Source organism: Archangium violaceum (genome assembly GCF_016859125.1).
Classification (GTDB): Bacteria; Myxococcota; Myxococcia; order Myxococcales; family Myxococcaceae; genus Archangium; species Archangium violaceum_A.
The window spans coordinates 4,295,023-4,309,235 of sequence record NZ_CP069338.1; the positions used below are offsets into that span (position 1 = coordinate 4,295,023).

A 14,213-nucleotide genomic window follows, 5' to 3' on the forward strand; every position below is an offset into this window, starting at 1 on the left:
ACTCTCTATACCGGGTCCCCGAGGATGAGCTGAGAAAGACCCACCCCTCTCCCTCTGGGAGAGGGACGGGGTGAGGGTATCCGTCCCCGGCTTCCCACCGAGCATCCGAGCGCTCCCCAGGCCCACTGTGGGGCCAGTTCGCACTCCCGGCCGCATTGCACTGAGATGCGATGAAAGATACATATATCTCGTGTCTCATCTCAAGGGACAGCGTCCGGACGAAGAAGACCTGGATGAGCGCATCCTGCGTGCGGCCGAGGCCCTGCTGACGAGCGAGGGGCCGGGCTTCACGATGGAGGCGTTGGCGCAGGCGGTGGGGGTGTCTCGCGCGACGCTGTACCGGCGGGTGCCGAGCCGCGAGAAGCTCGCCGAGCGGCTGCGGCGGGAGCGGGCGGTGGAGCTCGGGACGGCGCTCACCCGCGAGCCCTCGCGGCAGAAGATATTGGAGACGACGCGTCAGCTCGTGGGGCGCCAGGGGCTGGTGGCGCTCACCGTGGAGCAGATCGCCGACGCGGCGGGCGTGAGCCCCGTCACCATCTACCGTACGTTCGGGGACAAGGACGCCCTGCTGCGGACGATGTTCGCCGAGCTGGGCCCACGCGGCGAGGCCTCGGTGCTGCTCGCGGACCTCGACGCGCCCGTCGAGGACACGCTCACGCGGTTCGTCCTCGCGCTCTTCCGGTGGAGGGCGGAGCAGCCCGCGTTCTTCTCCATGCTCTTCTTCAGCCAGGGGGAGGAGGGCCGGTACGTCGAGCATCTGCGCGAGCGCCAGTATGGGACGACGGACCGGCTCATGCGCTACCTCGCGGCGCAGGCCGAGCGCGGGCGGTTGCGGCCGGGGAATCCCGTCGACAGGGCCCTGGGGCTGATCGGGCTCGTGCTGGGCGCGACGCTCGATGTGCGGCGCCTGTTGGCGGAGCCGCCGCCGGCTGGTGCGGAATCCTCCACGGAGCCGGGCCATCGGGAAGCGCGGGCCCGTGCCGTCGTCGAGCTCTTCCTTCACGGAGTCGCCGCCCCTCGGGCGGAAGGGGACGCGTCATGAACCAATCCTCGCGGAGCAGTCAGTGGGGCCTCGCGTTCCAGGAGCCGGGAGGACGAGAGCTGTCGTGGGTGGGAGGCAAGGGCGCGAGCCTGGGGGAGATGGCCAGCGCGGGGCTGCCGGTGCCTCCAGGCTTCTGCGTCACCACCGCGGCCTTCTCGGACTTCCTCGCCGGGTGCCCCGAGGCGCCGGAGTTGCTCGCCGCGCTGGATGCCGTGGAGCCCGAGGACGTCGAGGGCGTGAGGCGGGTGGGGCAGCGCGTGCGTCAGCGTCTCTCCGAGGTGGCGGTGCCGGAGGCGGTGGCGCGCGGGGTGGTGGAGGCATGGCGTGGGCTCGGCACCGGGCATGCCTACGCCGTCCGCTCCAGCGCCACGCTCGAGGATCTGCCCGACGCCTCCTTCGCGGGCCAGCAGGACACCTTCCTCAACGTGCGTGGCGAGCAGGAACTGCTCGAGCGCGTCCGGGGATGCTGGGTGTCGCTCTTCACGGACCGGGCCATCCTCTACCGGCGCCAGCACGGCTACCCCTCGTCGGCGGCGCGTCTGGCCGTCGTCGTCCAGCGCATGGTGTCCCCGGAGGTCTCCGGCATCCTCTTCACCGCCGACCCGGTCAGCGGCAATCGCAACGTGTGCTCCATCGACGCCAGCTATGGGCTCGGCGAGGCCCTGGTGTCGGGGCTCGTCAACGCGGACCTCTACCGCGCGCGCAAGGCCACGGGCGGGTTGCTGGAGGTGCGCCTCGGGGACAAGGCCATCTCCCTCTGGCCCGCGCCCGGTGGCGGCACGGAGCGGCGCCCCGTTCCTCCCGGGCAGGGCAGGGTGCGCGCGTTGGATGACGCCACGGTGGCGCGGCTGGTGGAGATGGGCCGGCGCATCGAGGTGCTCCGGGGAGGCCCGCAGGACATCGAGTGGTGCCTCGAGGGTGGGCAGCTCTACGTGGTGCAGTCGCGTCCCATCACCACCCTGTACCCCGTGCCGGCCCGAGTTCCTGGCGGGACGGGAGCGGCTGGCCGCGCCGCTCGGGCCCCTGGTGGGAGCGCTGCGTCCGTTGCTCGCGCGTGTGCGGCGCAGGCTCCTGCACGCGAAGCCGGAGGAGGCCCGGGCCGGGCTCGAGGTGGCGATGGCGTCCCGGCTCGGCAAGTGGTCGCGGGGCTTCCAGGAGCGCGCACCCGGGGCACCGCGTCTGCGCTTCTTCCGCCAGGAGGTGTCCACGGTCTTCCGGGAGGTGTTGCTCACCGAGGCCGCGCCGGCCATCGCCTCGGGTCTGATGTCATGGAAGCTGGTGGGCACGCTGGTGCGCGGGCGCGTCGACGAGCGCACCTTGCAGGCGGTGATTCGCGGGCTCGAGGGCAACGTGACGACGGACATGGATCTCGCGTTGGGGGACGTGGCCGACGTGGCGCGCGAGACCCCCGCGGTGGCCAGCCGTTTGAGGGATGCGGCCTCGGCCGCCATCATCGAGGAGTTGCGAGGCCTCGCCGAGGCCGGGCGCTTCCTGTCGGCCTGGGACGACTTCATCGCGCGGTATGGACACCGCTGCCCGGGGGAGCTGGACATCGCCCTGCCCCGCTGGAGCGAGGACCCCTCGAGCCTGGTCCGCGTGCTCTCCGGCATGCTGCACTCCGATGTCTCCGGAGAGCACCGCCGCCGCCATGCCGCCGCGCTTCGCGAGGCCGAGCTGGCCACGGAGCGCATCCTCGAGGCCGCGGGCCAGGGGCCCCTGGGATTCCTCCGCCGCCGGATGGCGTGAGGGCTGGTGGCCCGGGCCCGCGCCTACCTGTCCCTGCGCGAGCACCCCAAGTTCCTGTTCATCCGCCTCTTCCAACACGGGCGCGAGGCCATCCTGGAGTCCGGGCGGCAGGCCGTGGAGCGAGGGCTGCTCGCGGACGTCTCCGACGTGTGGATGCTCGAGCTGGACGAGCTCATCGCGTTGATGGAAGGCCACACGGAGGGGATGCGCGAGAAGGTGGCGGCCCGGCGAGAGACCTGGAAGCGCTACGCCCGGCTCTCGCCGCCGCCGATGCTCACCAGCGAGGGCGAGATTCCTCCGCTCGCCGCGTCCTCGGGGCCCGAGATGCCCGGTGTCCTCGCGGGCATGGGGGCGTCGGTGGGCGTCGTCGAGGGCACGGCGCGCGTGGTGCTCGACCCGGCGCGCGAGGTGCTGCGGCCGGGGGAGATTCTCGTCGCGCCGTTCACCGACCCGGGTTGGACGCCCCTGTTCATCCACGCCCGCGCGTTGGTGATGGAGGTGGGCGGGTTGATGACCCACGGCTCGGTGGTGGCCCGCGAGTACGGGCTGCCGGCGGTGGTGGGGGTGACGGGGGCCACGCAGCGCATCCGCACCGGACAGCGCCTCCGTGTGGATGGGGACCGAGGGCAGGTGGTGCTGCTCGACTCCACGTCCGCCGAGGCGGCGTAGCCCGTCGAGGGCCAGGCCGCGCTACGTTCCGCTCCGCGGGGCGGAGTCCATGTGCTGGTGGATGCGATGGGCCGGGAGGGGGTGTTCCGCCTTCTGCAACAGGTGACGTGCATGATGGCGCTCGCTGCTCAGGGGCTCGCGCCCTGGCCCATCACCTCCTCGAGCAGCGAGGTATCCACGAGCCCCGACAGGTCGGAGCTGGGGATGAAGCCGAGCTGTTGCGCGTGCCGCGCGGCCTGCTGGAGTTGCTCGGGCCTCACCTCGAGGGCGGGTTCCATGCGGGAGAAGGAGTCCTTCAGGAGGGGCTCGGACATGGGGTGCCCGGTCACCTTGCCGAAGGCCTCGTTGACGCGCGAGAGGAAGACGTCGGGTTGCTGTTGCCACTGCCGGGTGAGCTCCACGTGGGCGCGCAGCAGCTTCTCGAGTTGCTCGGGCCGCTCCTTCAGGACCTTGGCGGTGGTGACGAGCACCGTGGTGTGGAAGCGCCGCTCCGGCCACAGGTCGCGCTCGTCCACGAGGATGTGACCACCGCCCTCGGCCACCATGCGCGCGCCCCACGGCTCGGGCACCCAGGCGCCTTCGAGCTTCCCATTGAGGAAGAGGCCGAGGATGCCCGGGTTGGACAGCGGGGTGACGGTGACGTCCTGGCCCACCTTCAAGCCCTGCTGGCCCAGCCAGTGCCGCAGCGCGATGTCCTGGGTGTTGCCCAGCTGCGGGGTGCCCAGCGTCTTGCCCTTGAGCTCCGCCGGGGAGCGCGCCGTCTTCGTCACCAGCACCGCGCCGCCGTCCACCACCGCGGCGATGATGCGCAGCTCCCGTCCCGCCTTGCGGAAGGTGTTGATGGCCGGCCCGGTGCCCACGTACGAGGCATCCAGCGAGCCGGAGGACAGCGCCTCCATGGCCGCGGGCCCGGCGTTGAACATCTTCAGCTCGATGCCGGGCACGGCCTGCTGGAAGGCGCCCGAGCCGTTGCCCACCAGGGCCTGGGCATGGGTGATGTTGGGGAAGAAGCCCACCCGGAGCGGGCGCTCTTCCGTGGCGCCCTGCTCCTTCTTGCACCCACCCACCGCCAGACACACGGCGGCCACACCCACCACGAGCAATCCAAGACGCATATGTCACCGAGAGTGGAGCGGGTCGGGGCCCGCCGCACATGGACCCGAGTCAGGCAGGTTCGTCAGCCGGGCGCCAATCCCCAGCGGCGGCGCACGCGCAGCTCCACCGTCTGGAAGAGGACGCGGTCGATGAAGGTGCCCACGGCGATGATGCAGACCATCACCGCCATCACCTGGGGAATCTCCATGAGCTCGCGGCCCATGGTGAGCAGCTGGCCCAGGCCTCCGGAGACGTACAGCAGCTCGCCGGCCATGAGGGCCCTCCAGGCGAAGCTCCACCCCAGTTTGCGCCCGGTGACGATGCCGGGCAGCGCCGCTGGCAGCAGCACGCCCGCGTGTAAGCGCGCCCCGCGGATGCCGTACGTGGAGGACACGCGCAGGAGCAGGGGGTCGACGCTCATGATGCCGTCCTCCACCGCGATGGCGATGGCCAGCACCGAGCCCATCACCACCACGAAGATGATGGACAGCTCCGTGAGGCCGAACCATAGCAGCGCCAGCGGCAGCCAGCAGATGGAGGGCAGGGCCTGCAAGCCCACCACCAGCGGGCGCAGCATGCCGCGCACGGCCTTCATCCGTCCCATGGCGATGCCGAGCGGCACGCCGATGAGCACGGAGAGGGCATAGCCCTGCGCGAGCCGCCCCAGGGAGCGCACGAGGGCGTCCCACAGCCGCCCATCGCGCGCCATGGCGACGAGGCTCTCAGCGACCGCCTTCGGTCCCGGGAACAGGTGCTGGGGCCAGGGCCCGAACCGGGCGAGCAGCTCCCACACCGCCAGCAGCCCCGCGAAGAACAGCAGCTTCTGACCCAGGTGCCACGCCTTCATGGTGCTTCCCTCGTCCTTCCCCGTTGCCAGGTCCGGTCGCGCTCATGGATTCGCTCTCATGGAGCATCGTGCGGATCTGCCGGGCCAGTCCCACCAGCGCCACGTCGTCGGGGCCTCGTGGCATGGGCAGCCGCACCTCGAGGTCCTTCAGGATGCGGCCGGGCCGGGGCGCCATCACCACCACCCGGTTGGCCAGCATCAGCGCCTCCGTGACGTCATGCGTGACGAAGACGATCGTCTTGCGCGTCTCCGTCCAGACGCGCTGCAACAGCACATGCATGTGCAGGCGCGTCTGCGCGTCCAGCGAGCCGAAGGGCTCGTCCATCAACAGCACCGGCGAGTCCACCGCGAGCGCCCGCGCGAGCGCCGTGCGCATCTTCATTCCGCCCGACAGCTCGTGCGGCAGCGAGTTCTCGAAGCCGGCCAGCTGCACGTAGTGGATGTAGCGGCGTGCGCGCTCGGTGCGCTCGGCCCTGGAGAGGCCCCGGGCGGAGAGCACGAACTCGATGTTCTGCCGCACGGTGAGCCACGGGAAGAGCGCCGCCTCCTGGAACATGAGCAGCCGGTCCGGCCCGGGTCCGGTGATGGGCTTGCCGTCGATGCGCACCTGTCCACCCGTGGGCGCGATGTGGCCCGCCAACGCGTACAGCAGGGTGGACTTGCCGCAGCCCGAGGGCCCCAGCAGACAGACGAACTCGCCGGAGCGGATGTTGAGGTTGACGTCCTGGAGCGCCACCACCTTGTTGGCGTAGCGGTGCTCCACCCGCTTGACTGCGATCTTCGCCGAGTCCTCCGTCACGAGGGCGGGCACCAGCGCCTCCTTCACCGACTCCTTCACCTCGCGCACGCTCCGGAAGAGGGTGCGCCAGAGGCGGGCGAGGTGCCCGGGGCGCTTCCTGGCTGGCGCTGACGCTGACTTGGAGGAGGAGGGGGGCGGGTCGGCCAGGCGCATCACACGGTCGTAACGGAGTTGGCGCAGCTCGCAACTGGAGCGGCGGGGGTCGTAGACCAGACAGGTGTCAATGGGACGGGAATAGATGTGCAGGGAAATGGCGAAGCCACTGCGCGCGCCGGTGCGCACCGAGTGCAGCTCCGCTTCGGAATTGCGGTGGTCCACGGCGCCGGGCAGCAGCGTGCGGCGAGGTCCCATGCGCTCGACGAGCGCGTATCCGGGCTCCTGGCCTCCCGCGACCAGGCGGTAGTCGGCCACCTCCAACTCCCCGGCCACGGTCAGCAGGAAACACTCCTGGCCGTCATGCCCGTGCACGGGCGCGCGAGCGTTGCGCCCCCAGCCCAGCACGAGCACCTCCAGATCCTCGTCCCGGTACACGAGCGTGCGCGTGTAGCGCCCCTCTTTCAGCAGGGCATAGGGCTCCACCGCTCGCCGGTGCAGGTTGCCCTGCCGGAGCACCTCCTCGATGGCCGGGTAGCCGCCGCGTGTATGGGCCTCGCGCAACCGGAGGATGAACTGCCTCAGGGAAAGGGAGCGGGGAGGGATGGACCTATCGGGCTCGGTGACGAGAGCAGCGTCCATCGCCTGTGACCTGGTCGGTGGGCTGCGTTCCATTGTCGCTCTCCTTCCGTCCTCGTCTGGAAAAGCGGACGGGGAGTGAAGCTCGATGAAAGTGTGTCTGACACCCTCGGACGCCAAGGTGGGGCGGGCCGCCGGACGAGGGCTCGGCTCCTACCGGAGGGAGGGGCGGGTGCTTGCTCGCTTGCACTCCCAGAGCGCTTTCACTAAGGCGGGTCCCATGTCCCTCGCCGCGCGTCGCACCCTCTACCCACCGCTCGAGCCCTACAACACCGGCCGTCTCCGCGTCTCCGCGCTCCATGAGGTGTATTTCGAGGAGTCCGGCAATCCGAAGGGCAAGCCGGTCGTCTTCGTGCACGGGGGTCCCGGTGGTGGCACGGACCCCAAGCAACGGCGTTTCTTCGATCCGGCGGCGTACCGCATCGTCCTGTTCGACCAGCGCGGCTGTGGGAAGAGCACGCCACATGCCTGCGTGGAGGAGAACACCACCTGGCATCTGGTGGAGGACATGGAGACGCTGCGCCGCCATCTGGGCATCGAGCGGTGGCAGGTCTTCGGTGGCTCGTGGGGCAGCACGCTCGCGCTCGCCTACGCGCAGACGCACCCGGAGCGCGTCACCGAGCTGGTGCTGCGCGGCATCTTCCTGCTGCGCGAGCAGGAGATCCACTGGTTCTACCAGCACGGCGCGCACACGCTCTTCCCGGATGCCTGGGAGGACTTCCTCGCCCCCATTCCTCCCGAGGAGCGGGGAAACCTGCTCCACGCCTACCACCGGCGGTTGATGAGCGAGGACGCGCGGGTGCGGCAGGAGGCGGCGCGGGCCTGGAGCGTCTGGGAGGCGCGCACGAGCTATCTCCAGCCCAACCCGGATGCCGTCGCGCGTTTTGGCGAGGACGCGTTCTCGCTCGCCTTCGCGCGTATCGAGTCCCACTACTTCGTCAACGGCGCCTTCCTGCGCAGCCGTACCCAGCTCCTGGACGACGTGCCGCGCATCCGCCACATCCCGGGGGTCATCGTTCAGGGCCGCTACGACGTGCCGTGCCCGGTGGAGAGCGCCTGGGCCTTGCACAAGGCCTGGCCCGAGGCGGAGCTGAAGATCATCCCGGACGCGGGGCACTCGGCGTATGAGCCGGGCATCGCCGCGGCGCTCGTCGAGGCCACGGACCGGTTCCGCGGCTGAACGGCGGCGGGGACGGCGTCCGGGAACCCACAAGCCCTCTGGCTGGGAACAAGCAGGGTCATGGACGCGGGTCCTGCGTTTCGTGGATTGAGAATCTGTGTCACCTTCGCGCCGCGTAGTGGCAGGAGCACGCCGTAGCACCCTGGTGGGGGGTCCAGGGTCGGTTCGAGGAGACGGCTCAGGCGCATCCTGCCGCACCTGGCCGAGGAGCCCGCCTTCGTGGAGATGTTCCTCTCCGAGGCCAGGCTGGCCGCGCAGCTCACCCACCCCCATATCGTTCAAATCTTCGGCTTCGGCGAGGCCGACGGCTCGTACTTCCTGGCCATGGAGTACATCGACGGGCCCAACCTGCGTACGCTCGTCAAGCGGGTCTCGGCGCAAGGCATGGACCCGCCGCTGGTGGCGTGTGCCCGGATCGTCGCTCACGCGTGCGAGGGATTGGCCTTCGCCCATGACTTCACGGACCCGCAGACCGGCGAGGCGCTGGGGCTCATCCACCGCGACATCAGCTCGGACAACATCCTGCTGTCGCGGCAGGGCGCGGTGAGGGTGGTGGACTTCGGCATCGCCAAGGCGGCCGGTCAGGGTCACAGGACCCGGAGCGGCGTCATCAAGGGCAGGCTGGCGTACATGCCGACCGAACCGCACCTCCCAGGGGCGGACCTCGCGGCACGGGGACGGCGACGGCCTACTTGTTGTGACAGGCCTTCTGGTTGCTGCCGCTGACGCCGGTGCAGGCCTGGGTGGCGGGGCAGTCCGAGTCCTGGGTGCAGATCTTCAGACACTGCAGTCCGGTGGTGTCACCGCCGAGGGTGTCGCAGATGCCGCCCTCGACGCACTCGTCGGTGCTGCCCGTCTTGTCACATTCCTCGCCGATCTCCGCCTTGCCGCAGGCCGTGACGGCCAGCAGGCCCACCAGGAGCAACGCCGACGACAGCAGACGCTTCGCGTTCATGGATGCCTCTTCCTTCTGACTGGGGGTGAAACGGGTGGAGGGATCGCCCAGGCAGCGTATCCGCCCAACAGGCTGAAAATGGGGGGGGGTCCGCAACTTCCGCACCGCTCCGTGAGAAAATGGATCAACGGATTTCTCACGGAATAACGCAGGAGCCCCCATGACCACCATCGACCGCAACCGGAACCCGCTCTCCCAGGTGGGTCGTCAGACCGCGGAGAAGGCCCAGCAACCCGTCGGGACGGGGGCGAACACCGTGAAGAACACGGTGGCCGAGAGCGCGAAGGTGGCGAAGCAGGTGGACACCTTCGAGGCCGGGCCCGCGCGCCAGGTGTCGGCGAGCCTGCTGGGCGGCGGCAAGCCGTCGGACAAGGTGCATGACGGCCAGTTCGTGGGCGCCGGGGGCCAGACGTTCCCGCCGGGCACGCCGCTGAGCGAGATTCCGGGCGTCACGCCGCGCAACAACCCCAACCCGGCGAAGACCATCATCTACGTCAACGGCATCCTGACGCCCAAGGAGGCGCAGTCCAGCGACCTCCAGGCCATCGCCGACAAGGCGAACGCCAAGGCCATTGGCATCCACAACTCCACCGAGGGCTTCGTCACGGACCTGGCCCAGTGCGTGAAGGACAAGCTGGACAAGGGCACCAATCCGGCGGTGGACACGCTGGCGGACACCGTCTACGCGGAGCTGAAGGCGGGCCGTGAGGTGCACCTGATGGGCTACAGCCAGGGGGGCCTCATCACCGCGCGGGCCCTCTTCGACGTGCAGCGCAGGCTGCGCATCGAAGATGGGTTGTCCAAGGCCGACACGGAGAAGCTGATGAGCAAGCTCAACGTGGAGACCTTCGGAGCGGCCTCGACGAAGTACCCGGATGGGCCCAAGTACGTGCACTACGTGAACAACCGGGACGTGGTGCCCACGTTCACCGGCCTGGGCGGCAGCGTGGATCCGCTGAAGTTCCTGAAGGACGCGGGCAAGGGAGCGGTGGTGCACCGCTTCGGCGATGGAGGCCTCAACGTCATCGCCAACCACAACTTCCAGGAGATGTACATGAAGCACCGCGTGCCCTTCGAGCAGGCGCGCGCCAACCAGTTCTGACGGGGCTACGAGCGCCACTCGACGCGGTACGTGCAGCTGCTGCCCTGCATGCTCATTCGCTGGACGTGGGGCTCGCGGGCGCCAGCGGCTTCGAGCGCCGCCTCGATGATGCCCTGGTAGTACGAGGGCATGCCGAGCGTCTCGTTGATGAGCACCTCGTACGCGGTGGGGGCCAGCTGGGTGAGCTGCATCTGCACGTAGTTGTCGGCGTTGCGGAAGTTGTGGTTCATCCGCATCAACAGGCGGCGAGGCCCGAGCGCGCGGCCGACGGCGAGCATGCCGCGGCCGAGGACCGTTTCGCTGACGTCGGTCACCATCTTCTGGCCGAGCAGACGGTAGGCATCCTCCAGGTGCAGGTCCGGGAAGAGATCCTTCACGACGATGTCGAGGGAGGGGCGCCAGACGGACGCCGGGTAGAAGGGGAGGGGTTGCTGGTCGATGTGCAACCCCATGCGTTTGAGCGCGCTCCGGGCGCCCGTGGAGAGCCGGCCTTCGAGAGCGATCCGGAAGAGGCCGTCGAAGGTGTTGCCGAACACCACACGCTCATCCGCGAGCATCATGCATATCCCCCCGGTCGTGAGGGCCCCCTACAGGAGGCCTGAGTGGCACCATGCGGCCCACAGGGCCGCACCCGACGGGTCGCATGGTCGCACGGAGTCACGTGACATGCCCGAAACCGGCCGGGGACGATGTTCACCACCCGTCGAATGGGCTGTCGGGACCCGGACGGAGGGGGCGGAGCGCGCGCGAAATCCTGGCGATCCGCTCAGGACTTCTTGGAGTTCTTCTCCGCGCGGCGCAGACGTTCGAGCCGTTCGGTGGGCGAATGGTCGCCGAGCTTGCCGGCGATATAGGCGCCCGCGGAGGCGAGCTTGCGCCGGAAGTCGTCGGGGGGCTGGGGCTGCTCGCGGGGGAGCGTGAAGAAGTCGGTGCCCACCTGGAGCAGCGTGCGAGCCATGGCCTGGTCATCCTCGGAGGCGTGGGGGTAGAGGAGGGCGGCGACGCGGCCGTGACCATGGGCGGCGGCCTTGGTGAGGGCGGACTCGCTCATGCGGTCGGTGAGGATGGGGTCGGCGCCGGCGGCGAGCAGGGTGCGCACGAGTTCCTCGTGGCCGTTCTCGGCGGCGACCATGAGGGGGGTACGGCCATCGGCGTCGAAGGGATTGGGGTCGGCGCCGGCGGCGAGCAGCGCCTCCACGCGGGCCAGGTCACCGGCCATCACGGCATCGAAGAGGGACATGAACTACCTCCGGGGAAGAGCATGGCCTGTTCGCCCCCGGCGTGCCACCGTGCCCGCTCCCTCCCTCCCTCTCCCTTTGGGAGAGGGTCGGGGTGAGGGTATCCGTCCCTACCGTCCCGAACCACTCGCCGGATTGCGAGGGCGCCCGTTGAGCGTGCCGCCGGCGGGAGCGACGGCGCCGGAGGGCTTCTGGGAGGCATCCACCTTCAGGTCGGCGAACTTCCCCTCGCGCTCCAGACGGAAGATGTCCTCGTCGGTGACGTATTCCTGCGAGAGGAGCTCGCGTGCGCGTTTGATCTTGGCGAGCAGGACGGGGTCGGTGACGGGGTTGCTGTTCTCCCTGGTGGGCCGGGGCGGAGGCCGCATGACGGAGAAGGTGCCGCGAGCGGGATGACCGTCGGCGCTGACGCCCTCGAGCGAGTAGGTGATGGCGAAGACGTCGGGCTCGGCGTTGGTGTCGAAGGAGACCTTCACCTCGGTGCCCTTGCCCTCGGGGACCTCGCTCACGGGGAGCGACGCGACGTCCACCTGCTCGGGGGGAGGGGGGCCCTCCTCGGAGCCGCGGAAGGCGCGAAGGGTGGTCACCCGGGTGATGCGCACCGGTCCGCGGAAGCGGTGGTAGAGGCGGAAGGTCTGCCGCACCACGCCATCCGGGTCGAGCACGGGGAAGCGCGGCGTGCCCACGGCGAGGAGCGTGACGACGCCCTTCTTGTCGAAGTTCTCGAAGGAGGTGTTGAGCACCTGGAGCGAGGAGCGGCCCGTCTCCTTGCGGCCGGAGGCGTCATAGACATCCACGCGGATGAGGTGCTGCGTGTACATGTTGTCGGCGCCCGTGGTGCCCAGCAGGGTGTGCGAGACGATGGGGCTGGTGGTGGTCTCCGAGGCCTCGTTGTCGAAGGTCCACACGTAGCGCACGGGGACGAAGGGCTTGGGCGCGGGCTGTCCGGGCCGGGCGGGGCGCTCCATCACCTTGGCGAAGAACTCGAAGTCGTCCTCGGAGTTGGGCTGGCGGCGCGACATCACGTGCACGAGCCGCTCGGGCTCGCACTCCTTCACCTTGAAGGCGGGGACGGGCACGGTGACGGACACGTTGTTCTTGGTGAAGACGGTGACCTGCGGGAGCTCGTACGAGCCGTCCGCGTCGTTGAGCCAGACGCGCACGGGGATGCGCTGGCCGGTGCCATCGCCGACCTTGTAGTGCAGGTAGGCGTCGTTGCCATCCGGGGTGTGGGCGCGCACGGTGATGAGGTTGTCCTCTCCCGAGCACACCTCCTGCTTCTCCACGAGCACCTCGTCCACGATGGGAGGAGCGGGCTCGGTGGCCGCGGGCTGCTCGGGCTCGGGCGTCTTCCGCGCGGCGAGCATCGGCGGCGCGTCCGTGGCGGAGGAGCCCTCCCGGGTGCGCGTGTGGGCCTCCTGGGCCGCCATGGGAACCTCGGGCGCCGGCTGTTGCCGGGAGAGGAGCCAGCCGAAGATTCCCCCGAGGGCGAGCAGGGTGAGCATCAGCACCCCTCGCCAGGGCCGCTGGGAACGGTTCTCGGGGGTCGACGTCATCGCGTGGGCTCCTCTCAGGGGGGTGTGGATTCAGGTGAAGCGGGGTGGATTACTGCCAGCAGCCGTAGACGTTGCCGCCCGAGTTCCACTGCAACTGGTGCGAGTAGTCCGGGCCCCAGATGGTGTTGTTGAGCGGGTGCACGCCCCAGCCGCCGACGCGGTCCGGGCTGATGGAGCGGGCGGTGGAGTTGGGATCGTCGCGCACGCTCTTCCAGTAGCGGCTGTCGGAGGAGTCGCACATGTTGGCGGACATGCAGTTGGCCACCTGGTTACCGGCGTTGCCGCACACGTTGTAGAAGGGGCAGGCGATGGTGAGCGCCGCGTTGATGAACCAGCCCAGCGACTCCTTGCACTGGTTGTAGACGCCCGTGTAGAGCGAGTTGGACGCGTTGGCGATCTGCGCGTGCGAGTACGTGTACGGCGTCACCACGCCACGGCCCGCGTAGCTGTGCGCGTAGGCCATGAAGGTGGAGCAGACCATGCCGCTGTTCACCGCGTCGCCGGGCGTCTGGTGGGCGGTCTGCAGGTCCCGGTACTGGAAGAGCGAGTAGTTGACGCGGTTGCCGTTGCGCACCGGCCGGTCCAGGGGCTGCTCCGGGTCGTGCCTGGACGCGTCGGTGACGAAGGGGTGGTTGTACCAGATGGAGTCGCCGATCAGCGCCGCCTGGGTGGGGTCTCCCTGCTGCCAGCCCGTCCACTCGGGGCCGACGCCGTTCCCATACATGTACATGTAGATGCCGCCCTGGTTGACCTGCTGCAGGCCCGGGTAGCCGTAGCGCAGATCGTTGCCTTGCATGGGCTTGGTACACACGCCGGGCCAGCTCGCCTGCGACGGGGTGTTCATGGTGGCGTGGGTCACTCCCGCGCCGGGACCGTGCGAGAGCATCGAGTGCGTGCGGTACTCGCCGACGGCGTCCAGCACGTCGCGGATGGGGCCAGGGCCCCGGTCGAACACCACCGCGCCGTTGGGCGCGTTCCAACCAGCGGACGTCGAGCCACATTCTCCTTCGGCGTGGGCGCTTCCCGCCAACGCCAACGCGGACACTGCGACACTTCCTGCGAGCAGACGACGCATCAGGACACCTCCCGGAGGACGGGATGAGGCTCGGGGGGATGGTCCGGCTCCGCGAAACAATCCGCCCAGGCCGCGAGATGGGACGCCGGCCACACCGAGCTTCAGAACGATACCTGGGGGTCCTGCCTTTCTACCTCTGCTTTCCTCGGATGACCAGGGACCCCCGGGACAATTCCT

12 protein-coding genes and 4 pseudogenes are annotated in these 14,213 nt (G+C 69.6%); 7 read left to right on the forward strand and 9 right to left on the reverse strand.

From position 1 onward, the window contains the following. The first annotated feature begins 190 nt into the window (after positions 1–190). The 4 genes and pseudogenes from JQX13_RS18455 to JQX13_RS18470 all read left to right on the forward strand — a co-directional run bounded on the left by JQX13_RS18455 (position 191) and on the right by JQX13_RS18470 (position 3,457). A complete protein-coding gene (locus tag JQX13_RS18455; RefSeq protein ID WP_203410292.1) occupies positions 191–1,042 on the forward strand; it encodes a TetR/AcrR family transcriptional regulator in 852 nt (283 codons plus the stop codon). Between the two features lie 98 nt (positions 1,043–1,140). Continuing rightward, positions 1,141–1,941: pseudogene (locus tag JQX13_RS56345) on the forward strand (PEP/pyruvate-binding domain-containing protein); the annotation flags it as partial. 19 nt (positions 1,942–1,960) lie between these two features. Further along, a complete protein-coding gene (locus JQX13_RS18465) occupies positions 1,961–2,788 on the forward strand; it encodes a hypothetical protein (RefSeq protein ID WP_203410293.1) in 828 nt (275 codons plus the stop codon). Between the two features lie 6 nt (positions 2,789–2,794). Further along, positions 2,795–3,457, forward strand: a complete 663-nt coding sequence (locus tag JQX13_RS18470) for a PEP-utilizing enzyme (protein ID WP_203410294.1) — start codon at positions 2,795–2,797, stop codon at positions 3,455–3,457. 128 nt (positions 3,458–3,585) lie between these two features. On the opposite strand, the gene JQX13_RS18475 is transcribed toward JQX13_RS18470, so the two are convergent. From JQX13_RS18475 to JQX13_RS56355, 4 genes and pseudogenes are all read right to left on the reverse strand, one after another. Then, the gene (locus JQX13_RS18475) at positions 3,586–4,572 is read right to left on the reverse strand and encodes an ABC transporter substrate-binding protein (RefSeq protein ID WP_203410295.1); all 987 of its coding nucleotides are present in this window, start codon (positions 4,570–4,572) and stop codon (positions 3,586–3,588) included. Positions 4,573–4,634: 62 nt separating this feature from the next. Next, the gene (locus tag JQX13_RS18480) at positions 4,635–5,399 is read right to left on the reverse strand and encodes an ABC transporter permease (RefSeq protein WP_203410296.1); all 765 of its coding nucleotides are present in this window, start codon (positions 5,397–5,399) and stop codon (positions 4,635–4,637) included. A 34-nt stretch (positions 5,400–5,433) separates the two neighbouring features. Next, positions 5,434–6,213, reverse strand: a pseudogene (locus tag JQX13_RS56350) (ABC transporter ATP-binding protein); the annotation flags it as partial. 243 nt (positions 6,214–6,456) lie between these two features. Further along, positions 6,457–6,966: pseudogene (locus tag JQX13_RS56355) on the reverse strand (cysteine dioxygenase); the annotation flags it as partial. 184 nt (positions 6,967–7,150) lie between these two features. Here JQX13_RS56355 and pip point away from each other — a divergent pair. After that, positions 7,151–8,110 (forward strand): prolyl aminopeptidase, encoded by a 960-nt coding sequence (gene pip, locus JQX13_RS18495; RefSeq protein WP_203410297.1) that lies wholly within the window; start codon positions 7,151–7,153, stop codon positions 8,108–8,110. 225 nt (positions 8,111–8,335) lie between these two features. Then, positions 8,336–8,752: pseudogene (locus JQX13_RS18500) on the forward strand (serine/threonine-protein kinase); the annotation flags it as partial. A 46-nt stretch (positions 8,753–8,798) separates the two neighbouring features. On the opposite strand, the gene JQX13_RS18505 reads toward JQX13_RS18500, so the two are convergent. Continuing rightward, a complete protein-coding gene (locus tag JQX13_RS18505) occupies positions 8,799–9,065 on the reverse strand; it encodes a hypothetical protein (protein WP_203410298.1) in 267 nt (88 codons plus the stop codon). A 160-nt stretch (positions 9,066–9,225) separates the two neighbouring features. Between JQX13_RS18505 and JQX13_RS18510 the strand changes: the two genes are divergently transcribed. Beyond that, positions 9,226–10,167 (forward strand): hypothetical protein, encoded by a 942-nt coding sequence (locus tag JQX13_RS18510; RefSeq protein ID WP_203410299.1) that lies wholly within the window; start codon positions 9,226–9,228, stop codon positions 10,165–10,167. Positions 10,168–10,172: 5 nt separating this feature from the next. On the opposite strand, the gene JQX13_RS18515 is transcribed toward JQX13_RS18510, so the two are convergent. The 4 genes from JQX13_RS18515 to JQX13_RS18530 all read right to left on the reverse strand — a co-directional run bounded on the left by JQX13_RS18515 (position 10,173) and on the right by JQX13_RS18530 (position 14,036). Further along, positions 10,173–10,727 carry a DUF2378 family protein gene (locus JQX13_RS18515; RefSeq protein ID WP_203410300.1) on the reverse strand — a complete coding sequence of 185 codons (555 nt, stop codon included), beginning with the start codon at positions 10,725–10,727 and terminating at the stop codon, positions 10,173–10,175. A gap of 206 nt (positions 10,728–10,933) precedes the next feature. Next, the gene (locus tag JQX13_RS18520) at positions 10,934–11,407 is read right to left on the reverse strand and encodes an ankyrin repeat domain-containing protein (RefSeq protein WP_203410301.1); all 474 of its coding nucleotides are present in this window, start codon (positions 11,405–11,407) and stop codon (positions 10,934–10,936) included. 108 nt (positions 11,408–11,515) lie between these two features. Further along, the gene (locus tag JQX13_RS18525; RefSeq protein WP_203410302.1) at positions 11,516–12,961 is read right to left on the reverse strand and encodes a hypothetical protein; all 1,446 of its coding nucleotides are present in this window, start codon (positions 12,959–12,961) and stop codon (positions 11,516–11,518) included. Positions 12,962–13,010: 49 nt separating this feature from the next. Beyond that, positions 13,011–14,036: a hypothetical protein gene (locus tag JQX13_RS18530; protein ID WP_203410303.1), complete on the reverse strand. Its 1,026-nt coding sequence runs from the start codon at positions 14,034–14,036 to the stop codon at positions 13,011–13,013. Between the last annotated feature and the right edge of the window lie 177 nt (positions 14,037–14,213).